Below are 25629 nucleotides of genomic sequence, written 5' to 3'. Positions count from 1 at the left end.
CGGGCAAGGCGCACCTTTGTTATCGAGCGTTCGGGCAGGTCTGCGCCATAGGTTCGTTGTCCGCTGCATCGGATTTCCGGAACGGGGGCAGGATGCAAAGGTGTGCTGATGCATGACGGCGTACAGAGCTCCGATATCCAGCGAGAGCATCCGCGGTAAATGTTCGGATAATGGAGTTGTCAGTGGTCTGTGATGACTTCGGCAGTGCTTGGAACTGCGTCACACGAGATGCGAAGTCCCTGCACATCGATGTTGAAGCTGTGGAACAAGGCCTCACGAAAAGCACGATACAAACCGCCTCGTGAGAATACAGTAAATTTGCATGAAAATACGTGGCGGGTTGGCCCTGTTTTTCCACCATTCGTTACTAAAGTGAAGGCACATGAGGGCTTGTTACCCGAACGAACCGGCGGCTTTGGGGGGCGCAGGAAAATGTTTAAACAAATTGGACTTAGCCAAACGGAGCATCTCTTCGAAGTTTTCGACCGGGATGGCGAGCATGCAGCCTTCATTCGAGGCATGCAGCTACATACTTATCGTATGTTGCTTCCATTTGGATTGACCGCAAGTCTCTTCAATTCCGTTGTCATGGTCGCTATCCTGGTCTGGCACCATCCTTCCGCCTCACTTCCATTCTGGTCTGGCCTGATGGTTGTCATGGGAGTGTTGGGAGTCCGGACCACGTGGTTGCTGTCGAGCATAAGCCTCAGCCAAAGCCCCGGTCGGTGCAAGCGCTTTCCCGTCCGATCACGGAGTCGGCATTGCTTGGAATGACCTGGGCAGCATGTCCGGTCCTGTTCCTGCCTCAGGCATCTGGTTATGAAGCGACAGTGATTCTTTGCGTCTGTGCCGGAATGATGGCAGGCGCCGCATTCGTATTGTCCACGCTGCCCAGTGCCGCGATCCCCTTTGTGGTGTCCCTGTCTTTTGGAACCGTGATTGGAATTCTCCGGTCTGGGACAGACCAAGACAAATGGATCATGATCGCGGTGCTGATCTGTTTCACCATTATCATGATACGCGCGCTTTTCTGGAATCATGCGAACTATGTCAGGACGTGGCTCCAGCAGGTGAGGCTGAGAGATCAGGCAAATGAGCTGGAAAAGAAACAAAGCGTCATCAGCCTGCTACTCAATGAGTTCGAACAATCAGTCTCGGATTGCCTTTGGGAAGTTGATGCGGAAGGACGGCTAGTGCGTGCCTCGGACGCCCTTGCTGAGCGGACCGGTTTTACTGTTGCCCAGCTTGAAGGTCAGCCTCTGCTTGGTTTTTTCGACGCAGACCATCAGGAAGCGAAGGATGATCTGTCCCAGATGCGCGCTGCCTTGGATCATCAGGATGAATTCAACGATCTCTGCGCCCCCGTTTATCTGAATGGGGCCACGCGATGGTGGCAGATGTCGGCGAAGCCCGTCTTCAGCGAATCCGGTGTGTTCGAAGGGTATCGGGGGGGCGCTTCCGACATCACGGAAAAACATGAAGCGGAAAAAGAGATCTACCAGTTGGCACACTTCGATACGCTGACTGGCTTTCCGAAAAGGGAATTTCTTCTGGAGGCGATTGGCAAGACCATCGCGTCCAGCAAAGGTGAAGCCCCAGCGTTTGCGCTCCATTCGCTGGATCTCGACCGGTTCAAGACGATCAATGATGTCTTCGGTCACACGATCGGCGATGCCTTCCTGCAGGTCATCGCGCGGCGCCTGGAAAAACTCGTTGGTCAAAATGACATGGTTGCCCGCCTTGGGTCTGACGGCTTTGTCATTCTTCAAAATGATGCTGCAGTTAGCAATGATGCCAAGTCGCTTGCAGACGAAATCCTGTACGAACTTGGCAAGCCGGTCTTCATCGATGGAGTAAAAGTTCAGTCTACCGTCAGTCTCGGTTTTGCATTGTGCCCTGAACATTCTTTCCATGCACCCGAGCTATTGAAGTGTGCAGATCTTGCCTTGTTGGAGGCCAGAAAGTCCGGCCGGAACACGCACCGGGCATTCGAGCCGCGCATGATGGCTGAAACTGCCAAGGCAGTCGCCCTCGAGCACGACCTGCGAGATGCTCTGGAGCGCAATGAGTTTGCACTCAATTTCCAGCCGCTATTTCACACTCAGTCCCGGCGTATCGGTGGATTTGAAACGCTGATCCGTTGGAATCATCCTGTTCGCGGATCGGTCAGCCCGGACCTTTTCGTTCCGCTTCTTGAACAGGCTGGAATGATCAATGTGGTCGGTGACTGGATCATTCGGGAGGCGTTGCGGGAGGCGTCGACCTGGGATACGTCAATCCGTATTTCAATCAACCTGTCGCCGCTGCAAGCCAGGAGCGGGGCGATCGTCGCAACGGTCGCGCAGGCACTCGCCCAGTTCGAAATCGATCCCGCGCGGGTTGATTTCGAGATAACCGAAACAGCTCTTGTAGAAGATACCGAAGAAATTCTGTCCACGCTTCGGGCATTGCGCAGTCTTGGTGTGACGATCTCGCTGGATGATTTCGGTACCGGATATTCTTCCCTCGCGTTGCTTCAGATCTTTCCTTTTGACAAGATCAAGATCGACAAATCCTTCGTTCAGCAGATGGAAGCAAGCAACGAGTGCCGTGCGATCGTGCACGCCGTTCTTCATCTCGCCAAGGATCTCGGCATGAAGACTACTGCGGAAGGCGTAGAAAGCCAGCAGCATATGGATGTATTAATCGCAGAACAGTGTACAGAGTTGCAGGGCTATCTCTTTGGTAAGCCGATGGGGCCTCAGGCATTGATTGAAGCGGGACTTCTGCAACGCAAAGTTCCCGCGAGATCTGCACACACAGCTGTATTGGAAATGGTCAGGACTGAAGAGAAATTGTGGGCGCATAACTGACTGTCAGGTTTGTGAGGGTTTCTGTAGACGTTGCGACCGGACGCACCGCGCTGGCCCGAAGAGGTCATTGCGATTGGATGCACAGCCCCTCCAGTAAGATTGTTCAGATCGCATAGTCAGGCTTTGCCGGCGGTCGATAGATCAGAGAACATATTCGTCGGAGGCCGGTTTGGTCGCTCATGCAACCCTCCATCTGGACCTTTGTCTCCCGAATGTCGTAGAAGTCTTTCCTGGACAGTCTGCAACATCTCGCGGGATGCCGTACAAGATGTGGAGACAGGAAGCTTCAGACCAGCGCTGGCTGCCAACAAGAGCGATTGGCGTTCGCACGTGAAAAGTCCAGCCGTTCTCGAACCTTCACGAAGGTCACGGGGGGAAGGCGAGGAAGCAGTGGCTCTGCCTCCCAGTTTTCCTGTCAGGTGATCAACAGGTGCGAAACTCCGCCTACGCGCCAGAGCCAAGTTTCTCCCTGCCAATTGGTGTGATGCAGGAAATTTTGTCGAAGTGCAGTCGTTCAGAATACTTGTTTGTTCGTGCTGTACTTTCTCTAATACATCTGCGGTTCCCGGGACGGAAAGGCGTCTTACCTTGATCCGGCTCATCAGGTGCGGCTCTGGCTGCTGCGGGCTTGGTTGTAGCGGACAAGCCGCTGGATGAACCGGCCTGAACAAAAATTGGATTTCAAACTCGGGAAGGGTGCATTTTCAAATTCTCGGGATCAGGTGTTATGACAACCTCAGGGCAAGCCGAGAGGGAAAGCCCGAAACGCTTGGAGTGGGAAACAAATGACGCGAAGCGTAAATGGTCATTTCATGCTCTGCGCGGTCGTTTGTGCGGTTTTATTCATTGTCCTTGCTGCCTGCGGAGGTTCGACGGCAGAAGGTCAAACAGAGCGTTCTCTCTCGAAAAAGACCGTTACCGAGCTGCCGCGGTCCTGGTCGGGCCTGATCCTGGAGTCGCGTAATCCTTTTCCAGCGACGCTTGCCCTGGATGTGGATGGGACAGATGTGCAAGGTTTCCTCAGAATCGAAGTTCTCAATGGCTCATCACCACACCTGATCAATGCCGAGACCGATATTCCGTTGGACGGGAAGTATGACCCTGCCATCGGCGTTCTATCACTCACCACAAAGTCCGGAGACCGGCGCGGTGAGTTGATCTTTGACATGGCTGTCAGCGATGTCGGTTCGGTTGCCGTAGCGTCTCAGCAGCTTGGCACGAATGGAAGAGGTGCTCAGCGCGCAAAGGCATTCTTTGCAAGTGATGGCAATGGAGGAGCCGCGCTGGCAAGGATTACGGCGCTGTCAGCGGCGTTCGAAGGCTGGCATCCTGACATGGCGGAGGGGAAGTGTCCCAGGGCATTGGCAGCCTGGCGGGATGAGACCCTGACCTTTCAGGAGACACGGCGCGGTCCGGTAGAACAGTTTGATATTTTCTACACTGACACTTTCAGGAAAGCCTTCGGTGCTCCTTATCAAATAGTTGCCCCTGACAAGTTAAAGAAGAATGCCAGCCTGTTGCGCGGCGCCTGCCGGCCGGAAGACCGCATTCAGGGACAAAAGACCAATCAGCTCGCTTATATGGTCGGATTAGGCCAGCCACATCAGGATCATCTCCTGTGGAAATTTGGAAGTGAGGTGGCCGACCGTTGGGTCGAGATACGGTCGGATAAATTGCAAAGCGATGTCCCCATGACTGTCGAGCAACTCAAAAGGCTCGATACCATGTGGCGCGGCATCGGGATCAGCCAGTATGGGCACAATCTCAGTCAGTTGAACCAAGACATCGCGCACCGCAGAAATGTCCTGCAGGCAGAAGCAAACCGCGCCGAAATGCTGGCCTTCTATGACCGCTACAAAGACCGGTTTGACCTTCTAATTGAAGTCTCACGTAGCCATGCAAATGAGGACGAGGCCTTTCTTGCGGAAGTCCAGGCAAAACTCGATGCCTATCTGAAACCAGCAAGTGAAAAATTTGTCCGGGACGCCAATAATGTCAGCGACGCCGAATACATGCTCGCCTGGGCGTCTCAGACAGGTGCTGATGATTTGTGTCCTCTGAGCAGGCCGGCGGTCTGCCGTGGAATCGGCAAGCACTTCGAGGCTCGCACGGACGAAATGGCCAAGGATTTTGCCGCGGCACTTAAGCAGGCTGCATTTCAGCGTACTGACAAAAGTGAGCGGTCACTTGAACAATTGGCAACGCAAGTGAAATTCGCACAGGACATGGACCTGCTCTATGGCGAACTTCTGGAAATCGGAAAGCTGCAGGATGGCTGGGCGGATGTCAGGCGGGTCAGGCAAAACCTGCAGAAACGTCTTTCGGGTGCTTTGCAGAAGGAACTTGGCGAGCTGTCAGGCGCGGATGCATTGATAAGGTTCGAGAGCCGCTACTTCTACGGGGATGATCTCGGGCATGGGAATGTTCGGAAAATCGCTCAAACGCTTGATGAACGGCTCGCCGATGAGGCGCCATTCCGCCGGCTGGACGGCGGCGATTACCTCAATGCCCTCGTCAACCGGGACATGTCCCGTTTGCGGGAACTCGATGCGCACTACACGCGTGGCTATCGCCCGATGATCGCCCTTGCCGGCGCCAGCCTCTCCATGATGAACCCGGCTGCAGGGCCAGCTTTCGAGCGGGAGCTGGCCAACTTGTCGGCCATTCACGGCGCGTTCGGCACCTACCTGCTGAACTATCAGGAGGCCTGGCCAAAATGTCTCAAGAAAACAGATCCGGTCTTTGAGGTGACTTCCAGCATGTCGACAGTCACACAGGATGCCTATGGATATGAAATCTCCCGGGTCACCAATTGGACGACGCGGGATCAATACAGGGTACCCGCCTCGCTGGAGCCGCATTTCAGGACTCTGTGGCGGTCCGACGTGCGAACGGCAGATGCTCGCTTCATGGACTGGCTGGTGAATGACCAGAAAACCAACAGGTTGATTGATGGTCTGGACAAAGCGATGAGGCAAAGCGCGTGCGACAGCGACGAGATCAGGCAGCTGGAGCAGGGCATGATTGCCTATTATGCCGATGTCAGCCGCCGACTCGGACACCGGTAAGGAGCTATTTCGACCGCGGTCTACGCGAAACCTCTGACGGCCGATTGGTTTTGTCCGCTTGTCTTTGGACCGAATATAACTGTTCTCTCTTTCCGGGGAGCGCTTACCGTCCTGGATCATCAAGTCTCGGCGCATTCGCCTGGTCATGTCAGGTTTTTCTCCCGTGCCGTGATCGGGCCTTGCAGTCAGGAGGCCCCGCCCTGAGGCGGTTTGGCAGCTGGCTGTCAGTCCTGTGTATAAGTCTCAACAAGAATTGGGCTGGCAAGATGATTTCCGGGAATCGCGGGTGGTCCGTCACGACGGGCACAATTTGTATTTTATTTGGAATGTGTACGTTTGGGCACCAATAAAATCTGAAATTTGATGGTAGCCGTTCATGACTTCACAGGATCAATCGGCAGGGCATCATTCAGAACAGTCACCATAGATGTTTCCGCCCCATCAGATCGAAGGCAGTGTTCGGGAAGCCCATTTGTACATTTCAGCGTGCGCGTATGCGACCGCCCCGGCCACATGTTCGGACAGGTAAATCCTGGATTTTCGCTGATCGTCAGTTTCCTTGACGGAATGGATCGGCCCATTCTCCTGCAGCTCTTTGAGCCTGGTGAAGAAACTCCCCTGAGAAATAGCCGCGAATTCCAGCAAGGCGGAGGCGCTCGGGCCATTCTGGCTGTAACAGCCTATGATCAATTTGTATTTCTGAGCGAGGACTTCGACGCCAAGGTCTCGCTTGAGATTTTTCACCAGACTCAAGGCCTTGTCCCTTGGCTCGGCCTCGGGAATTTCCCAGGAGCTGAAATAGGCCAGTTCTGTGTCCAGGAATTTTCGTACATTGTCCGGCAGGACGAATTTTCGCCTGCGCAGATCGGTTTCATTGAGGCGGGACTTTATCAGCCCCTTGTCACGGAGCCGGCCGAGTTTCCTGCCAATAGTTGAGCCTGACGTTTGCAGATGGAAATATAGATCTGTGAACGATGCTTCGCCCGCCTCGTGGAGCAGTATCAGGATATCATATTCAGTTGTGAAAACGCTCACGCCGAGTTCCTGGCTGAGCATGTTCGCCAATTCCCGATGGCCTAAACACACAATTTTCCACTCCCCCTACCCATATTCGAAATACGTCAGCTGTTCCTGTATCTAAGTGAATTCAAATGACCAGAAGACAAATTTGGCACGACCGGATGCTATCTTGCCGGTGGCATGGAGGTAAGGGGACGGCTGCCAAAAACACCACAGAACTGAACGTCAAAATTGGAGTTGATTTAACCTGGCAGCCTTTTGAGAAGGGCGGGTGGTCCATTTTTCTGTTCGCCGCTCGACTGGTTGTGCGTCCGACGAACCGAGAAGCACCAGTTGGTATTCGTACGGAAGGGCTCGCACGATGGGGCACCAGCAGATGTCTGACCGGTTCAAGACGTATCGCGGTGAGCACGGACGTTCCATCGCGCGAGACACGCTAGAGATGCTGGCTCAATTTGATATTCCGACCCATCCGGAAAATTACGAGATCTGGGCGACCTTTAAAGCGGAAGAGCACCCCGACCTTTGCCGTGAGATCAAACGCCTCATGGCTGATGGGCATGCCTTCACTGAAGATGTAAATGCCGGGCTGTTCGAAAAATATTTCACCGACACCAGACTATCCATGCGTATCGTCGACGCGAGCGAAGCGTTCGCAGCAGAGCTTTCCGATGTCTCGACCAGTATCCGCAAAACCGGCGCTGAAACGGCGCATTATGCAGATGGTCTCAGGAAATCGATCGAGAAAGTCAGGTCCACACGCAGTGTGACTGATTTCGAGGAGATGTTGACGGAAATCGCAGCGAAAACAAATACAATCGCCCAGAACAATGCCCAGTTGGCGATCGCCCTGAACCATTCCCTGGATCAGGTGGAGCGCCTCACGGCAGACCTCGAAGCTGCCAGGACGGCGGCATTGACGGATGGGCTGACCGGTCTCGCGAACCGGCGTATGCTGGATACGAAGCTGTTGGGCTTTGTCGCCGATGCACAAGGGGGCGAGGCTGCGTTAAGCCTTTTTGTCTGCGATATCGACCATTTCAAGCGCGTGAACGACCGCTGGGGGCATGATGTCGGGGACCATGTGATCCGCTTCGTCGCAGCGAAGTTGAGAAGCCTTGCCAGACCGGGGTGGCTTGCCGCTCGATTTGGCGGTGAGGAGTTCGTCCTCGTGATGCCTGGAATGACGGCGTGGGAAGCGGAAAAAATCGCGACTCAGCTCTTGGGCGACGTGGGTAGCCGTCCGCTTCGCATTCGTAATAGCGGAGACGTGATCGGCAGGGTGACCTTGTCGATTGGTGTCGCAGAATACAGGCCTGGGGAGACAGCCGACTACTGGTTCCGCCGTGCCGATACCTGCCTCTTCAATGCGAAGGCGGGCGGGCGTAATCAGGTCCTGAGTGAGCCAGCTGGGGATGTTCCGGGGCGGCAGAATCCCTGAAAACAAGCAGGATTATCGAAGCACCTCTTTCGAGGTTCTTCCGGATGAGCGTTCGATGGGCGTTCGACAAAGACGCCCTTGGTATATTCGGAGAACCATGCGTGCGCTTGGGCCGCCAGTCCTTGGGTTTCGTCAACTTACCTCGCCGCTGAATGGGCGAAACAAATTGTCGTTCTGCTTGCGCCAAGACGACGCAGGCCGAACTGTTGCGTTTGGCTTGTTCTGAGAATGATTTGCACCTATTCAGCGGGTGAAACTCATTCTCAACAAATGGTGAACCTGTGAAATCGGTCTTCTGGAAAACTCTCGCAACAGGCGTGGCCATCAGTGCGCTGGGTCAGGGCGCAATCGCGCAGCAGCAAGGAGACGAAGACGGCGAGCGCGTCCTCGAAACTGTTGTTGTAACAGATACTTCGCAGGTCGAGCTTCCGGAAGTCTACTCCGGTGGCCAGGTTGCGCGTGGTGGCCGGGCGGGCCTGCTGGGAAATCTCGATTTCCTTGACGCACCTTTCTCCGGCACAGCCTATACTTCAGATCTGGTGTCGGCCCAACAAGCCGACAGCATCGGCGATGTCCTTCAGAATGACCCGGTCGTTCGCGTTGCGAAAGGCTTTGGCAACTTCCAGGAAGTTTACGTGTTGCGCGGCTTTCCGGTCTATTCGGACGACATCACGCTGAATGGTGCATTTGGTGTCCTGCCGCGTCAATTTCTGGCTGGGGAATTGGTGGAGCGGGTGGAAGTCTTTCGGGGGGCAAATGCGTTCGTGAACGGTGCAGCGCCGGGAGGCTCCGGTGTTGGCGGCTCGATCAATCTTGTTCTGAAACGCGCTCCGGCAGACGGTGTGCGCCGCGCGACCATCGGCATGGAAAGCGGTGGCCAGTCCTATGCCGCAGTGGATGTCGGCGAGCGGTTCGGCGCGGATGACGCCTGGGGTGTCCGGTTCAACGCCGTGCTGCGTGATGGCGAAACCTCTGTCGAAGACCAGCGACGCTCCCTTGGCGCATATTCCCTCGGCACTGATTATGCTGGCGAAGGTTTCCGCTTTTCCGCTGACATTGGTTTCCAGGACAACCACATCGATGCGCCTCGCCCGCAAGTGACTCCGCTGGCAGGCGTACCGGCTGTCCCGGGCTCCGACGGCAACTTCGCGCAGCCATGGACGTACACAGATGAACAACAGCTCTTCGGTGTGGTGCGCGGTGAGTATGACGTGACCGATGCCGTGACTGTATGGGTCGGGGCGGGGGCCCGGAACGGAGAAGAAGCGAACATCCTGGCGAACCCGAGCGCTGCGGCCGACGGCAGCCTGACGGCGTACCGTTTCGACAATACCCGCGAAGACGATGTTCTCTCGCTGGATGCAGGCCTCAGCGCCGCGTTCGACACCGGTCCGGTCGGCCATAAGGTCGTCGTTTCCGCTTCGCAGGTGCAGCTGGACTCCAAGAACGCCTATGCCTTCTCCAGTTTCTTCACCCCGTTTGCAACCGATCTCTACAATCCGGTCGACGTGGCGATGCCGGAAGCAGATTTCTTTATCGGCGGTGATCTCGGCAATCCGCTGAAGACCGAGGCGGTGACGAACCAATCCATCGCCATCGCGGACACGATGTCCTTGTTGGATGGCCGCCTGCTTGCAACGGTTGGCCTGCGCCAGCAGGACATTGAAACGACCAGTTTCGACTACAATACCGGCACGCGCCTGTCAGGCTATTCCGACGACAAGGTGACCCCGGCGCTGGGCCTTGTTTACAGGGTTTCACCGAATGTATCCGTGTACGGGAACTATGCCGAGAGTCTCCAGCCCGGTCAGATCGCGCCGGCGACCAGTGGCGGCGTTACGATCCTGAATGCCGGCGAAGTGCTGGAACCGTTCACAGGTGAGCAGATCGAAGCCGGTGTGAAATACGATGGCGGCGATTTCGGTGCGACGGTCGCGCTGTTTCAGCTGACCCGGCCAAATGCCATTGTTGCAAACCAGGTGTTCAGTGCATCGGGCGAGCAGGAGAATTCTGGTATCGAAGTGACCGTGTTTGGTGAGCCTGTAGAGGGCGTCCGCCTGATCGGCGGGGCGACCCTACTGGATTCCGAACTCTCCCGTACGGAAGGCGGTGTGAACCAGGGCAATTCACCGATTGGTGTTCCGGAGCTCCAGGCAACCCTGAACGGTGAATGGGATGTGCCGATGCTGGTGGGTCTGACGCTGGACGGCCGTATTGTGTTCACCGGTGAACAATATGTCGACGCGGCCAATGCAACGGCGCTCGACAGCTGGACGCGGGTCGATATTGGCGCACGTTACACCCTGGACGTCGCAGATCAGGCGCTGACACTGCGTGCACGCATCGAAAACCTGACCGATGAGGCCTATTGGGCATCGACCGGTGGGTATCCGGGGGCGAACTATCTCATTCTGGGCAATCCGCGCACCTTCATGATGTCGGCCTCGATCGACTTCTGAGGGAGACGGAATGCGCGCTTCCACCATCCGTGCTTGGGGCTGGATCCATAAATGGACCAGCCTCATCTGCACGGCGTTCCTGTTCATGCTGTGCCTGACGGGGTTGCCGTTGATCTTTCATGACGAGATTGATGCCGCCCTGAACCCCGCGACGTGGGAGCCTGCCAATCCCGGCGGGATGCATCTTGACCTTGATGACGTCCTGGCGGCGGCAATCGAGAACCGGCCCGGCGAAGTACCCATATTCATGAGCTTTGACATTGACCGGCCGGTCGTCAATGTCACCACCGGTGCCCGTGCAGACGTGCCGGGTAACGAAATGCATTTTGCCTCGTTCGACCTGACCAGCGGTGATCTCGTGCCACCGGCAGATGCCGGCGAAAGCGTGATGGAGTTCCTGTTGCAGCTGCATACGGACATGTTCCTCGGCCTGCCGGGCATGTTGTTCCTTGGCGCGATGGGCACACTTTTCGTGTTCGCAATTGTGTCAGGCGTCGTGCTCTATGCTCCATTCATGCGGAAACTAGATTTCGGTACAGTTCGCCGGAAACAGTCAGTGCGGGTGAGGTGGCTCGACTATCACAACCTGCTTGGCATTGTGACGACTGCCTGGGTGCTGGTTGTTGGCCTGACCGGTGTCGTGAACACGCTCGAACAGCCGATCATCGACACCTGGCGCGCCGCAGAGCTGGCAGACCTTGTCGCGGAGAATGAAAGCGTACCGGCAGGGGAGGCAACTGCCTCTCTCGATGAGGCGGTGAATGCTGCCGTTTTGGCAGCTCCGGAGATGACGCTACAATTCGTTGCTTTTCCGGGCAGCGGTTTTTCGACCGAGGCACACTATGCGGTGTTCCTGCACGGAAACACCGCTGTCACCGAGCACATCATTGCGCCGGTCCTGATCCATGCCGGCACCGGTGAGGTGGCTGGCCTGCGCCACATGCCATGGTATGCAAAGGCTTTGTCCTTGTCGCGGCCGCTGCACTTTGGAGACTATGGCGGCGTGCTCCTGAAACTGGTGTGGGCCGCACTGGATCTCGTCACGCTGATCGTGCTCGGCAGCGGAATCTATCTCTGGCTGGCACGAGGCAAACGGTATAGTCGGGAGGTGTTGTCGTGAGGCCGTCAGACCCGAACGTCCCTGAGCGGCGTGGTCTCATGATGATCTTCGCCTTCCCGGCGCTCGTGTTCACGATCAGCCTATCCGGACTCGTTTTGGCGTTGTTGTTTCAAGGCTGGCCAGATGCGCTTTCCGCGCTTGCGGCTGGAAGCAGCTTGTTTGCTCTCGGCTTTCTATTCATGAAACAGCGTTGAAGCGCTTCACGCTTGCTCCCGCGCTTGCGAGTGGTCGATCTGGTGGAATACGGCTTTACCGTTCTCTTTCGGCGGTCAGGTACAGTTCGAATGAGGTGCAGGAATTGATCGCCATACTGACGAGTTTGAAGCAGGATTCAAACAAATTTGCATAGCTCACTGGCGCGCAACTGGCGCGCAAATTCGGGTTTTTTATGTATTTTTCAGGACTTCTGTGATTGCGAAAAAACTCTAAAGCCTTGTAATTGTAGAGATTGTTATTGAGCGACTTTTCCTTCCGCATTTTTGTAATCGGCGGTCCGGGATCGAACCCAAATGCTACCATAAAGGGACGGCGGAGTGCGCGCTCTGGGAGCTTTGTATTTCTAACGAACTGGGACGTTATCTGAAGTTTCCGTATCGCGAGTCTTGGCCATCGGGACGGGCAACGTTCCTACACAGTTGCAGTTGACCAGCCGCAGTTCTGAACAATCAGGACGTCGTGTCATTCCCAATAACACTGATGGATGGATCCATTCTTCTAGCTGGAACGCCGTGCACATGCTTTCGAGAAGCTAGGAATTAAATAACATGTTGAGTTAATTGAAGAAAATTAGAGCGGGTGAAGGGAATCGAACCCTCGTCGTAAGCTTTGGAAACCTCTTGGTACGGCAATTCCATATTAGCCTGCTTTCAAGTTCGTCGCTGAATGATTGATTGCGTCGGCCATCGGGTTGTCACCAACGAGATTTCCAACGTGTTTCCCCCACAAGTTCATAGCCCGACGGATTTCATCAACATTGTTGCCCACATCATAGCGACTCTGCATCGACCGGTCCGGTGCGTGGTTGATACATGCTTCAGCAATTGTTGGGGAAACCCCCAGCTCGCGTACCATAAGCGTGCGCCCAAGGCGACGGCAGTCATATAGCTGTACGCCCTCAACCGGACAGGATTCTGCGTTTTCCTTCGATTGTTTCACGAGCTTGTTTCGGACGCGTATCCAACGCTGCTTAGGTCCATCGTGACGAATGTGGTCGTCATTGACCTGGTTCGGGAACACCCAGGCTTGGTTGTGTTTTGCCAGGGCTTCGAGAAACAGCGCAGCGGCGAGAGGGGACAGGGGGACTTCATAGGTCTCGTTCGTTTTTGTCTGGCTTGCCGGTATTCGCCACGTCTCTTGTCCCGGCGTCCAATCGAACTGTTCGCGCCGGGCCGCGACGATTTCTGCGGGCCGTTGAAGGGTCACTGCGTGCAACATGATTGCGAGAGCAGATGTCCAGCTGTTGCGATCCTCGTCACGCCCCATGTTGGACCTCAACGAATTCCACATGAGTTTCAGGGCTTCTTCTGGCATTTGGGGGCGCTTGTCCGGTGTGTCCCGGAAAAGCTTGCGGAAAGACGCCGGATTCACCTCGACGAGTTCTTCTTCGATGGCCCAGTTGAATACTGCCCGGATAACGCCCTGACACTCATTGGCGAGCCTTGCGCCGGGATTGCTCCCTTCCTGGGCCCGCGGATGTTTTGCCGCTTCAGCTTGAATTTGCCTGACCAGTTCCCGGACACGAGGTCTGGTAATCTTTCTGAACGGCACTTCGCCCAGTTGAGGCAAAATATGAACTCGCAGCAGTCTCTCCCGTTCATCATAGGTGCGTTGTTTGATGCTGGGAGGAGACTTCTCCGGGGAGGCCATGAAGCGGTTCGCCAGGGCGGCAAACGTCGCAGCGGCTTCCCGTTTTGCCTCCTCCTTCTTTGCCCGGCGGCGGGCGACCGGGTCGGCGTCTCCCAGCGCCATACGGCCCAGTTCTTTCGTCGCCAGAGCGCGGGCGATCTCGGGGGAACCATCATCCACTGAAATGAGCTTGGCGTCTGTCTTGCCGCCGTCCGGTTTCACGATCTGGAGCTTGTAGGCCGCACTGCCGTTCGGTGTGATCGCAAGAAAGAGTCTCGGCACTTCGGTATCCCAGTGGCGCTCTTTTTTTGTTCCGCCGTGCGCTCTGATCAGGCGCTGAACGTTCGTCTGAGTGAGTTTGAGCCTGTTGATAGCCATGTCCGTCTCGTGTCCTTCGGGTCTGAAGACGGTGGCTTTCAAGCTATGTGCCATTCCTGAGCCACCAATAAGCCACCTCGGGACGTCGGATTCTGTCCGTTTTTGTCCGATATAGCCCAAGAGCGACCAGATACGGCGCGCGCTTGTGGGGCTTGAATTTACAGGATTATTCCCAACAAATTCAGGTTCTTAAGCCTGAGGAGGGGATGGTCGGAGCGATAGGATTCGAACCTACGACCCTCTGGTCCAGCGATAGATAAGTACCTCAAGTCTTGCGCCTTGCCAGAATGGTTTCGATTTCGAGATCATACCCGTCACTTCCGTGCTGACATCATAATCCGTACGCGTCTTATATGCGGTTCGGTTGCGTCGGTGCGAATTGTGTTGGGCTGCTGAAGTTCAAATCGTTTTCCTTCACAGCCTTCGGTTCCGATTGGTTCATGCAGCACTTCGGAAAATGTTCATGCGTATCGACACCTTTCTAGCTGGTTTCTAGCTGGAGGGAGTGTGACATTGTTTTGCTGGGCGGAATGATCTCCACCGCATTGAATATAAAGACATAAATTTGGAGCGGGTGAAGGGAATCGAACCCTCGTCGTCAGCTTGGGAATGTGGTCGCGACCTCCGTCGAGCACTATCACTCGCTAGGTAGAGTGGCTCTACAGTACTGGAACACCTCGTCCGCCCAAGCTTGCAGCGCGGCTTTCTTTTCCTCGTCGTACGAATGCAGTTCATAGATCTGTGTCACACCGCTTTCCACGTGCCCAAGTATCTTTGAGACGACCAGCCTCTGGAAACCAAGTCTGGCAATATGCGTTCCGGCTGTTCTGCGCAGGTCGTGATAGCGCCATTCGTCCATCGGGGCGGCTTCGTCGAGGCGCTGTTTCAGTTTCGAGTACCCCGAAAATGTGCTTCGTCCATCATGTGTGAAGACGATGTCTTCGTCTCCCTGGCGGGGAAGATCATTGATCAGCTCGATAAGCTGGTTCGGAAGGGGTATCGAATGTGTTCGGTCACCTTTCATCTTCTCCCTGGGGATCGTCCAGACGCCACTCTCGATATTCGATCGCCGCATGGTCGCAACCGTCTCTCGGCGTTGTCCGGTAAGGAGCAGGGTTTTGACGAAGGCAGCCTGGATCGGGTGAACGGTATCTAGGGCCGACCAGAGCGACTTGATTTCGGCCATCGAGAGAAACCGCGTCCGCTGCTTTTCCTTCGAGGGTGCTTTCAAGCCGTAACACGGACTCATATCCATGACGCCTCGCTCAACTGCCCAGTTGAAGAGTTTTCGGACGACGGCGAGATTTCGGTTCGCATGGATAGGCGTGCCGTCGTCGACCATATCATCGAGCATGGCACGCACTTCGCGCTTGTTGATGGTGACGGGGTCGCGTCCCTTGAAGCGCTTGGCGAAGTTCTTCAACGCATTGCGGTATTGCATTTGTGTTTTAGGCTTCAGGCTCGGCAAATGTCGGCGCTCGAACTCTTCAATAAGTGCCTCGATGGTTTTGGGCGCGGTCGGGGCCTTGCTCCTTGGATCGATGCCGCCCATTGCGCTTTCCAGGACTTCGCGCGCCTTGTCCCTCGCATCGGCAAGCGGGAGTGCAGGGTACTTGCCAAGGGTCACTCGGATCTTTTGTCGGCCGAGGCGGGTCACCACGAAGTAGCTCTTCACACCTCGACCCGTGACGCGGACGCCAAAGCCCGGTAGGACGTTGTCCCACAGCTCGATCCGTTTTTGGTCGGCAGGAATGTCATGCTGTTTGGACAGTGTGCGATCGGTAATTCTGACGCGCGACATTGTACAAATCTCCCTTCATGATCGTCGATTTGGGGTTCCTGTGGGGTTCCACTGGGGTTCCAAAATCGATGAAATTCGACGCAACAAGATGCTACGGAATGAACGGGAGACCGTCCATAGTGAATTGTATTTATTGGAGAATTGGAACGCATTGAAACCGCATGAAACATGGCTTCAAAGGGTTTTGTAATCAGAGGGTCGCGGGTTCGAGTCCTGCAGCCGGCACCATGCAGGGATTTCCAGCATCCTGAAGTCAATTACCCCAGCGCCTGCGCCAAAGTATTGCGCTGGTAGCATGTTACCTGTGTAGTTGTTCATCTGACGGGGTAGAGGTGAAGAGCGTGAGCGAGCCCGATGGCATTATAATGACCGAGCGGATGGACTGGGATAACATGCGTGTGTTCCGTATCGTTGCGGAACTCGGAAGCATGAACGCCGCCGCCCACCGGTTGCAGGAATCCGCGCCGACAATCGGCCGCAAGATCGACCAGCTGGAAAAGGACCTGAACACGGTCCTGCTCGTGCGCACGACGCGCGGCGTGGAGCTGACGGATGCCGGCCGCATCGCGCTGAGCCACATTCATGCCATGGCAGAATCCGTTGGCGAGGTGTTCGAGCATGCCGGAAACCGTGACCGCGACGTCGAAGGGCGTATTGTGCTGGCGACCGGCGATGGCCTGGGGCCTTACTGGATCGCGCCGCGCTTGCCGGACTTCCAGGCAGCAAATCCAAGGGTCCAGCTACGGATGCGGGTCGTGGATTCCGTACCGGACCTGCTGGAAGGCGAGGCAGATATCGCGATTCAGTTCACCGAGCCGAAATCGCCGGAGATCATCGGCCGGAAGCTTGGTGTGTTGCACTATATGAGCTTCGCGTCAGAGTCGTATCTGGAACAGTACAGTGAGCTGCCGAACAGCCTGTTCGAATATTATCGCTACAAGACCATCCTCCACGAAGGCTACGTGCACCAGATCGAGCGCTGGGCGCCGCGCGTCGCTGAACTGAAGAAGATGATCGACTATTCGCTGGTCACGAATTCCGCGGCGGCGATGATCGAGGTCTGCGCGAGTGGGGGCGGGATAGCCGTGCTGCCGTCCTATATCGGGGAGGTCGACAAGCGCGTGAAGCCGCTGAACCTGCCGGAAATCGCGCCGATCCAGTTCTGGCTCACCTATACAGAGCGTGTGCGCCGGCTGCCGCATGGCCAGGCCGTGCTGGATTGGCTCTGGACCATATTCGATGAGCGCAGGGTGGCCTGGTTCCGGGACGCGTTTGTCCATCCGGACCAGGTGAAACATGGCGCAGAATCGCAAATCGCCCGGTCTTTCTAGGCGCGCCTGAAAGCCGGACGACTGGATCGTTGCGACCGGGCAGGATCAGTCTGCCGACAGGGCCTTCAGCACGCGGGCCATGGCGCCGAGCTTTTCAACGGAGTTGGCGCGGTTGATCCAAGAGTGGCACTCGTTACGCGCCTTTTCCAGCGGATCGGGGGCGTTGCCCTTGTTGGCGGTCGTGTCTTCGAACAGATCGGTGATATCGACGCGCAGCACGTCGGCGACGTTCGACAGCATGCCGGCGCTCAGCCGGTTGGTGCCGGTTTCATACTTCTGTAGCTGCTGGTGAGAGATGCCGAGTTCCGAGCCGAGCTCGGCAAGTGTCATGTTTCTGTCGAGGCGAAGTTTTCGGATTTTCTCGCCAACCATCTGGTCGATTGCGGTCGGGGCGCGGGAAGTAGTCTGTCGGCGAGCTGGCACGTCCATTATCCTCAGAAGTTTACGGATTATGGGATAGCAAGCTTTTCGCTCTTAGGGTGTGGAAGCAAATCCGGCGCTTATTAAAATTTTGAAACACTACCCACCCGACGCTATTCGATAGCGAATATTACATTCTTTGAGTAGGCATGTACAGGTACTCTAGAGGCCTAAAATAACAGGAATTATCGCTTGGGGTGCCGGTGCGCCAACTGTAAGGGTGATTCTTGTATAAGTTGCTGTCATACAAGGGCTTTTCAGCGGCGGGTCAGTAGTCCTTTTTCCACCGGATGGAGACCTTGCTGTCTCCGGTGGCACTCGTCTCTGACGTTACGGAAACCTGCGGTCTGGGCTGCCACTCGACCTCGACCGAGCTGCCTTCCGCACCTGCTGATTTCAGCTCCAGATACACATCATCGCTCAGATATTGACCAACACCGATTTCGGCGCTGCCAGTTTCCGATGTTCCGATCGAGAATCGATCCAGGCCAAGGGCCGCCTGGAACTCGCTCACGGGGTCGAATCCGGTGGAATTTCCGGACAACCGGGCAATGGTACTGGCAAGCTGTGCCGCCTCCAGAGCCGAGAGATCCATGGAAGAGCGTCCGAAGAGGAGCCGCGACAGGATTTCGTCCTGTGGCAGGTCCGGCGAACTGGAGAGCTCTATGACCGGTTTGACGGGTGAGCCGGTTACATTCACCCGCACATCGAAGTCGTTCACAGACCGCTCGGCGGACAAATTGATCTGGGCCCGGTTCACGGGACCGTCGAACGTGATCTTGCCGGTATCGAAGACGAAGGGCCGGCCCGCGAGGTCCAGGTCGCCACGGACGAGCGTGGTTGTACCGTTGAGCCGCGGCGTGGCTGGCGTGCCCGTGAGCTTCAGATCCGCCCGCCATTCGCTGTCGAGCCCACGGCCGGTCACATAGACCCGGCGGTCGGCATTGATGGCGATGTCCAGTGCCAATGTCCGGCGCAGTTGGCTGGCTTCCGCTTCGGCGGGGGGATCATCGGTCCAGCGCACGTCGATCGCATGGGGGCGAGAAGAGGGCAGGTTGTCCAGCGAGTACCGGGCCTGGGTAATGGTGACTTCGCCTGTCAGGCTGCGGGCGTCCACGCTGTCGGCCAGGACGAGCTTGCCCGAGCCGCGGGCATTGTCGCCATCGCGGTTGAACAGCAGCAGGTTCCGGAAGTCGGCTTCGAGGTCCGTGTTGTCGGGTGCGAGGCGGCCTTCGAGCGAGAAAGTGCCGCCGCCTGGTGCGCCGGCCTTGCCGCTCACGCTGAGAGCATCGCCGTCATAATTGGCGTCGGCGGTGATGCCGGAGAGCTGGAAGCCCATGCTTCCGAGTTCGTAGGTGCCGTCGCGGAGACTGGCGTTGGCTTTATAGGCCGGCGCCTCAAGTGTTCCGGAGAGATTGGCCAATGCGTCGACTGTGCCGCTGACATCATGACCAAAGGCGAGCGCCGCGGTGCGCAATACGGCGAGGTCGCCTGCCAGGCTGGCTTGGCCTTTCAAGGGCGCGGTACGGTGCAGCGCTACAAGCTTGCCGGCCTTGGCGGTTACCGGAATGTCTGCGTCGCCCTTCAGGATCAGCCGGCCGCCATAATCGCTTCGCAGATCGACCGAGAGGCCGCTGGGGGCCAGTGTGCCGTCGAGGTTCATCATGAACGAGGAATCCAGTCCCGGCACATCGCTCGCCGCAACGACATGAATGGTGCCGGACGGATCCGTGCCGAAGACGCGCAGGTCGCCGTGGCCTTCCATGCGTGTACGATTGGTTGTGGTCTCGAACAGCGCGAGCACGGGGCTGAGATCAACGCCGGTGGCATCGAAGATGAGGCGGGTGTCGTCACCGCCTCCCGTCAGGCCAGCCTTGATGCGGCCGCTCAGCAGTGAGACGTCCGCGTCGAGTTCCGGCGCGTCGCCAAGCCGCCAATGGGCCGGCGCTGCTGTGTTTATGGGCTCACCCAGCGCCGTGCCGGACAGTTCGAACATGCCGGTTGCGGCCGGAGCGCCGAAGCTGGCGGAGGCGATGAAGGTCAGGTCGGTCGGGTAGGACGGGACTTCGGAGATCAGCCGGGCGCGGATGTCGTAGCCTTCCGGCGCGTTGCGCAGTGTGGCGGTCGCCTTGTCGAACAGCAACGCGCGGCCCGGGCCGAGGGCGAGATCCGTCACGGTCAGGTCGGCTTTCAGGGCGAACGGGTCAGCGCCCTTGCGTTCGAATTGGATCGTGCCTTTGGCCTCGCGGGCTTCGCCGCTGCTCCAGGAGAGGGCCGTGCCGTCGACATTGATGTCGCCCGAAAGATCGCCGGAATCTGCGATGGATACGGCGCCTGTGAATGTGCCGGGGCCGAGGGCGCCGGTCAGGTCTGCGACTTGTGTCACTCCATCCGCGCGGACGAGGTTCGCATCGGCGGACAGGGGTTCGCCATCCACATTGGCGCGCAGGGTGAGCGGGCCCGTGATGCGGCCCCGGGTGTCGGTCAGCTTGGCCGTCAGGGCGAGGTCATCCACCTGCCGCCCGGCGCCTGTGGCGGTGCCGCCGGAGGTGACGATGCCATAACGAAGCGCGCCTGAGCGCCCACCAAGCTGGACTTGCGCATGACCAAGCGTGACTTCCCAGCCACCAGCGGTGACCGGTGCTGACTGTGTGAGCGAGGCCCGCACATCGCTGTTGCCAGACCACGCCCAGTTACCGGATGCGGTCACGACCGCGCGCTGGCCAGCGAGCCGCGCGGAGGAAATTCCGAGCGCGCCCGATTTGACCTGGAGCGATGCCTTGAGCGCCGGCGCCGTGCCCGTCAGTTGCACAAGCGGATCCGGCAGGCCGGCCAGATCCCTGGCGGCGAGGCTGAAGTCAATCGCCGGGCGGGCAAGGGCGCCAGTCACGGTGAACGGGCCACTCAGCTGGCCGCGCACTCCGCCGGGTAGCGGGTCCAGCGCCGTGGCGAGTGAACCGGAAAGGTCCAGCCTGTTTTCAGCCAGATCGATGGTGCCGGTCACGCCGGCGTGGCCGGTGGCGAGGATCGCGTCGGTCTTGTCGAGCACGATTTGCTGCGCGGTGCGGTCATAGCGGCCCTCGGCATGCAGGGCGGTTGTCTCGCCAAACAGCGGTGCGGCGGCGCTGACGCGGCCCAGCAGGCGCGTGAGTTTCAGGTCGCCCGTGAAGCCGATGTTCGGCTGGCCGATGCTGACTTTGACCGGTCCTGCGGCGCGTTCGAACGGCAGGGCGTTCTCGCCGCTTACTTGCAGCGCGGCCTTGCCCTGCAGCAGCCAGTCTTTCCGGTCTTTTGCCGCTGTGCCGATGAATGAGAGCTTGCCCGGCTCGCCGAGGAGCGGCTGGAGGTCCGTCACTTCCACGTCCAGATCGGCAGCTTCGGTCAGAGACCAGTTGCGCGTGTCGACCTTGCCGCGGACGGACAGCGAGCCCGCGCGCAGCGAAGTCTCCACGCCGAACGGCGCTTCCCGCAGCCCGGTCGTGCTTTCGAGGCGGACGCTTGCCGTGTTACCGACCAGCGACACAACCTGGCCGCCCAGCATGGGCAGGCGCGTAGCGTCGAGGTCCGCATCGGCCGTCAGGCGCTTGTCCTTGATCTTCAGCCTCGCGGTTGCGGCCGGCTGGTCGCCGATGGTCAGCGTCGCCTCGCCCGTGGCGGTGTCCGGCGTGCCGGAAGCAGACGCCTTCAGCGTGACGCCTGTGCCGGTTTCGAGGCCGATCAGATTTGCGATCACACCGCCCGGCGCGCCATTGATGTCGGCATCGAGACTGAAGGGGCCGGTCGCATTGCGGCGAAGGTCGATCAGGAACCGGTCATTTCCGGTGTCGCGCGGTGAGGCATCGAGGCGCGCCGCGAGTGTACGCCCGGCCTGGTCGTACCGGCCGGTGACATTGAAATGGGCTTCCGGTCCGGCGAACCCTTCCTGGAAGGCAAGGTCAGGAATGGTCAGGCTGCGGAGCTTGATGCGGATGTCGCCGCCGTCGCCGCTCGATGGCGGTTGCTTCTCGGTGACGGGGCGCCGGATGAAGTTAAGCTCGCCGGCAGAGAGGGCTTTCACGTCGACAAGGCCGGAGACCAGCGCCATCGGCGCCCAGTCCACTGACACGTTTTGGGCCACGACCCAGTCTCCGTTCGCATCGCGCACGGCGAGGCGGCGCAGGTGCATCCTGCCCAGCGGGTCGCCTGACAGGCCTTCGGCATCGATCGTGCCATAGGCGCCTGCCTTGCGGCCATCGATCTGTGAAAGCAGCCAGGCGCGTCCGCCATCGCTGGTGATCCAGAGCCGGGCCGAGATGGCGGCGATCAGGACAATGAGCAGCAGGGTCGCTGCAGCTGACACCCACTTGTGTTTGCGGATCGGGGTGAGAAGCGGCTTCAGGGCTGGCATCAGAAGGCCTGCCCGATGGAAATGTAGATCTGCACCGGATCGTCGCCCTCACGTGGGCTGATGGGTGTCGCGATGTCGAGGCGGATCGGGCCGAAGCCCGGATAGTAGCGTACGCCGAGGCCGAAGGCGCTGCGCAGGTCGCCGAAGACTTCGCCGAAATCTGCAGCCGCCGCGCCTGAGTCCACGAAGGCGACATAGCCCCAGCGCTTGGACTTGCGCCAGCGCAGCTCCAGCGAGGCGTCGAACAGCGCTTCACCGCCGACATAATCGCCGTCAAGGTTTGTCGGAGAGAGCGACTGGTAGGAATAGCCGCGCACGGTGCCGCCGCCGCCCGCGAAGAAGAGGCGGTCTGCCGGCACATCCGTATCGCCAAGGAACCCGCCGGCTTCCACGCGCGCGGCAGCCAGCAGGCTGTCCGTAAACGAATGATAGGTCGTCGCATTGGTGAGGTAGCGGGTGTAGACCGCGTTCACGGTGCCCGTGGAAATACTTGGTTCCAGCGTCAGGAGCACGCGATTGCCATCCTGCGGGTCCAGCGTGTTTTTGACGGTGTTGTAGGTCGCGCTGAGCGGCGTGAAGAAGGTGACCTGGTCAATCGGATCGGACGGGCCGGAGCGTGTCAGCTCGTATTCAACCGTGCGGGTCAGGTCGACATAGGCGCCGGCTGAGATGGTGAAATTCTTGTTGAACGGCTGGGAGAGTGTCGCGCCGGTCTTCAGACCGGTCAGGTCGTAAGCATCCGTCTCCTGCTGGCGGGCGCCGATCTCCGCATCCAGCGTCCGGCCATAGCGGCCGATGTTTGGCAGTTCGTAGCGGGCAGTCAGGTTGCGGCTGATATTGGCAACGGCGCCTTCGAAGCGAACGGTGTCGCCGCGGCCGGTGATATTGCGCTTCTCCCAGAAGGCATCGATGCCGGCGCCTTCGGTCGTCGACAGGGAGGCGCCGATACCGACAGAGCGTGGCTTGGATTCTGCCAGCAACAGCTCAACGGCGTGAGTGCCGTCGGCGTCGGGCGTTTCGGCAACTTCGATGCCGATCCCCTCATAGAGGCCGGTGGAGCGCAAACGTGTTCTCAGTGTCCGGATCTTCTCGGGCGCGTAGTAGTCGCCCGTCTTCCAGGTCTGCATTACGCGCATGGCGGAGGGGCGGGTCTTGATATCGTCCGGCAGGACCAGTTCGCCAAGCTTCACCCGCGGTCCGGGGCTCAGCGTGTAGGTCACTTCGACAGAGGTATCTGCGCGGGATGCCAGCACATCGATGTCGGCGCTCGTGGCGAAGGCGTACCCGGCTTCCTTCAGATGGTTCACCAGTACGGTGTCCATCCGCTCTATGGAACTGGTGTGCGCTGGCCCGCCGATCAGCAGGCCTTTCTTCGCACGGTCGATTTCGTTGGCGGTGTCAGGGTCAAGCTCACCATCGATCGCCACCGTGACAGAAGCGATGCGGAACCGGTCGCCGGGTGTGATTTCGATCTTCGGCGTCGTCGCGGCGGTGTCGATGCGCTGAGGCACGGCGCTGGCGGCGAGATAGCCTTCCGATGACAGGAATTCCTCGATCGTTTCAGCGGCCCGGTCCGCGCGGCGGCGTGCTTCGAGAATGGAGGCGGGGGGGGACTGGTAGGTCTGCAGGATTTCATTCGCGCGGGGGGCGAGATTGTCCGGTACGCCATCCAGCGAGGCGGGCGCGTAAACGGTGCCGGAAATACCGCCATTCGCACCATTTCCGCCCAGCAGCGTGCACGCCGACAGTGTGCCCGCCAGCGCAAGGCTGGCAGCACCGCGGGCAAGACCCGAACCCTTCTGACGCGGGCGGGAAGGCAAGTGACGGCCGGGCATCGATTTAACCATGCGATTTCTGGACCAAATTCATCGGTATTTCATGAATATGGGAGCTCAGATTGCCTGAATCTCGCATGAACTGCGGTAACTTCCTGTTAGGCCGCAGGTGTGTGATGCGGAACCATTGTGCGGAATGGCCCGTAAACTATGTTTAGCCGGTTCTCCGAAAGGCCCTTTGATGGATTATCTTCTGGTGCTGGCGGGCCTCGGCCTCCTGATTTTTGGTGGCGAGGGACTCGTTCGCGGCTCAGTCGCGGTCGCCCGCAAGCTCAACATCTCGGAACTGGTCATCGGACTGACCCTGGTGGGCTGCGGCACGTCGATGCCGGAGCTGGTGACCAGCCTGCGCGCTATCGATACCGGTGCGGTCGGCATTTCCATCGGCAATGTCATGGGTTCGAACGTGGCGAACATCCTGCTCGTGCTGGGCGCGGCGGCGCTGGTGAAGCCCATCACGACCAATCCGGGCGCCCTGAAGCGGGATGCGGCGGTGGTCATCGTCGCCACGGCGGCGCTTTGCTGGCTGATCTGGCTGGACGCGTTCACCCGGCTTAGCGGGTTCCTGCTGGTCACAGCGCTGATCCTCTACATCATCCTGTCGCTGGTGGCAGACCAGAAAGGCGACACACCGGAGGCCGAGATGCATGTCGGCGAGGGCGAGATCGTCGAGGCGCCCTACGGTATCGTCAAAGGCCTGCTGATCGCATTGCTGGGGCTTGGCGGGATTGTGTTCGGCGCGCGCTTCATGGTCGATGGCGCGGTCGGCATTGCACGCGACATTGGCGTCAGCGAAGCGGTGATCGGCATGTCCATCGTCGCCATCGGCACCAGCCTGCCGGAACTCGCGACCTCTCTGGCGGCGGCGCGCACCGGCAAGGCGGACGTCGCGCTCGGCAACATCATCGGGTCCAACATCTTCAATATCCTCGGCATCCTGGGCGTGACCGCGCTCGTGCACCCGTTCAGCGTGATGCAGAACCATGCCGGCAACATTGCGGGCGAAGCCATGCAGGCGGGTGGGCAGAGTATCGTCAGCTCCACCGATATCGGCGCGCTGGTCCTGTCGCTGTTCTTCCTGTTCCTGTTCGGGATATCCGGGAAGAAGATCGCCCGCTGGGAAGGGGGCCTTCTGCTCGGCGGCTACGTGCTTTACATGGGGCTCCTGTTCAACATCATTCCAGTCCCGGCGCTGCTTCCCAATGTCTGATAATCCGATCTACCAGAACCTCGGCCAGCTCGGCCAACAGACCGCCCAGCCGCAAAGCCCGGAAGAGGCGCAGCTGGAGCGCGTTCCGAACCCGCATGCCGGGACGCTCTACCTGACGCGCTTCGTGGCGCCGGAGTTCACCTCTATCTGCCCGGTGACCGGCCAGCCGGACTTTGCCCATCTCGTGATCGACTATGCGCCGGGTGAGTGGCTGGTTGAGTCGAAGAGCCTGAAGCTCTACCTCACCAGCTTCCGCAACCATGGCGCCTTCCATGAGGACTGCACCGTCTCCATCGGCAAGCGCATTTTCGAATTCACAGAGGCCAAATGGCTGCGCATCAGCGGCTACTGGTACCCGCGCGGCGGGATCCCGATCGACGTGTTCTGGCAGTCGGGCGAGGTGCCGGCGGGGCTTTATGTGCCGGATACCGGCGTCGCGTCTTATCGCGGACGCGGCTGAGG

15 protein-coding genes are annotated in these 25629 nt (G+C 58.5%); 9 read left to right on the top strand and 6 right to left on the bottom strand.

What is annotated here, in order from left to right:
• Positions 1–770: 770 nt before the first annotated feature.
• Positions 771–2852, top strand: a complete 2082-nt coding sequence (locus R3C98_RS10925) for a putative bifunctional diguanylate cyclase/phosphodiesterase (protein ID WP_371314122.1) — start codon at positions 771–773, stop codon at positions 2850–2852.
• 785 nt (positions 2853–3637) lie between these two features.
• Positions 3638–5920: a hypothetical protein gene (locus tag R3C98_RS10920; protein ID WP_371314121.1), complete on the top strand. Its 2283-nt coding sequence runs from the start codon at positions 3638–3640 to the stop codon at positions 5918–5920.
• Between the two features lie 441 nt (positions 5921–6361).
• Here R3C98_RS10920 and R3C98_RS10915 read toward each other — a convergent pair whose 3' ends face one another.
• Entirely contained in the window at positions 6362–6976 is a 615-nt protein-coding gene (locus R3C98_RS10915) for a MarR family transcriptional regulator (RefSeq protein ID WP_371314120.1), read from the bottom strand.
• A gap of 340 nt (positions 6977–7316) precedes the next feature.
• Between R3C98_RS10915 and R3C98_RS10910 the strand changes: the two genes are divergently transcribed.
• The 4 genes from R3C98_RS10910 (at position 7317) to R3C98_RS10895 (ending at position 12154) form a co-directional block, all read left to right on the top strand.
• Complete coding sequence (locus R3C98_RS10910) at positions 7317–8381, top strand: GGDEF domain-containing protein (protein WP_371314119.1); 1065 nt, start codon at positions 7317–7319, stop codon at positions 8379–8381.
• Between the two features lie 281 nt (positions 8382–8662).
• Entirely contained in the window at positions 8663–10840 is a 2178-nt protein-coding gene (locus R3C98_RS10905; protein ID WP_371314118.1) for a TonB-dependent receptor, read from the top strand.
• 10 nt (positions 10841–10850) lie between these two features.
• Positions 10851–11960, top strand: a complete 1110-nt coding sequence (locus R3C98_RS10900; protein WP_371314117.1) for a PepSY-associated TM helix domain-containing protein — start codon at positions 10851–10853, stop codon at positions 11958–11960.
• Between the two features lie 38 nt (positions 11961–11998).
• Positions 11999–12154: a hypothetical protein gene (locus R3C98_RS10895; RefSeq protein WP_371314116.1), complete on the top strand. Its 156-nt coding sequence runs from the start codon at positions 11999–12001 to the stop codon at positions 12152–12154.
• A 661-nt stretch (positions 12155–12815) separates the two neighbouring features.
• On the opposite strand, the gene R3C98_RS10890 is transcribed toward R3C98_RS10895, so the two are convergent.
• A complete protein-coding gene (locus R3C98_RS10890) occupies positions 12816–14183 on the bottom strand; it encodes a tyrosine-type recombinase/integrase (protein ID WP_371314115.1) in 1368 nt (455 codons plus the stop codon).
• A gap of 637 nt (positions 14184–14820) precedes the next feature.
• Positions 14821–15984, bottom strand: coding sequence for a tyrosine-type recombinase/integrase (locus tag R3C98_RS10885; protein WP_371314114.1), 1164 nt, complete (start codon positions 15982–15984; stop codon positions 14821–14823).
• Positions 15985–16325: 341 nt separating this feature from the next.
• Between R3C98_RS10885 and R3C98_RS10880 the strand changes: the two genes are divergently transcribed.
• Entirely contained in the window at positions 16326–17315 is a 990-nt protein-coding gene (locus R3C98_RS10880; protein ID WP_371314113.1) for a LysR family transcriptional regulator, read from the top strand.
• Positions 17316–17360: 45 nt separating this feature from the next.
• Here R3C98_RS10880 and R3C98_RS10875 read toward each other — a convergent pair whose 3' ends face one another.
• The 3 genes from R3C98_RS10875 to R3C98_RS10865 all read right to left on the bottom strand — a co-directional run bounded on the left by R3C98_RS10875 (position 17361) and on the right by R3C98_RS10865 (position 23969).
• Complete coding sequence (locus R3C98_RS10875; protein ID WP_371314112.1) at positions 17361–17738, bottom strand: helix-turn-helix domain-containing protein; 378 nt, start codon at positions 17736–17738, stop codon at positions 17361–17363.
• Positions 17739–18003: 265 nt separating this feature from the next.
• Positions 18004–22122: a translocation/assembly module TamB domain-containing protein gene (locus R3C98_RS10870; protein WP_371314111.1), complete on the bottom strand. Its 4119-nt coding sequence runs from the start codon at positions 22120–22122 to the stop codon at positions 18004–18006.
• Positions 22122–23969, bottom strand: a complete 1848-nt coding sequence (locus R3C98_RS10865; protein WP_371314110.1) for an autotransporter assembly complex family protein — start codon at positions 23967–23969, stop codon at positions 22122–22124. The genes R3C98_RS10870 and R3C98_RS10865 overlap by 1 nt, the downstream gene beginning before the upstream one ends.
• A gap of 169 nt (positions 23970–24138) precedes the next feature.
• On the opposite strand from R3C98_RS10865, the gene R3C98_RS10860 reads away from it, so the two are divergent.
• Positions 24139–25167, top strand: coding sequence for a calcium/sodium antiporter (locus tag R3C98_RS10860; protein ID WP_371314109.1), 1029 nt, complete (start codon positions 24139–24141; stop codon positions 25165–25167).
• A complete protein-coding gene (gene queF / locus R3C98_RS10855) occupies positions 25160–25627 on the top strand; it encodes a preQ(1) synthase (RefSeq protein WP_371314108.1) in 468 nt (155 codons plus the stop codon). Before R3C98_RS10860 ends, queF begins: the two co-directional genes overlap by 8 nt.
• The last annotated feature ends 2 nt before the right edge of the window (positions 25628–25629 follow it).

This window comes from Hyphomonas sp. (assembly GCF_041398465.1).
In the GTDB taxonomy this organism is placed as follows: domain Bacteria; phylum Pseudomonadota; class Alphaproteobacteria; order Caulobacterales; family Hyphomonadaceae; genus Hyphomonas.
This window is presented reverse-complemented; position numbering and strand designations above follow the sequence as displayed.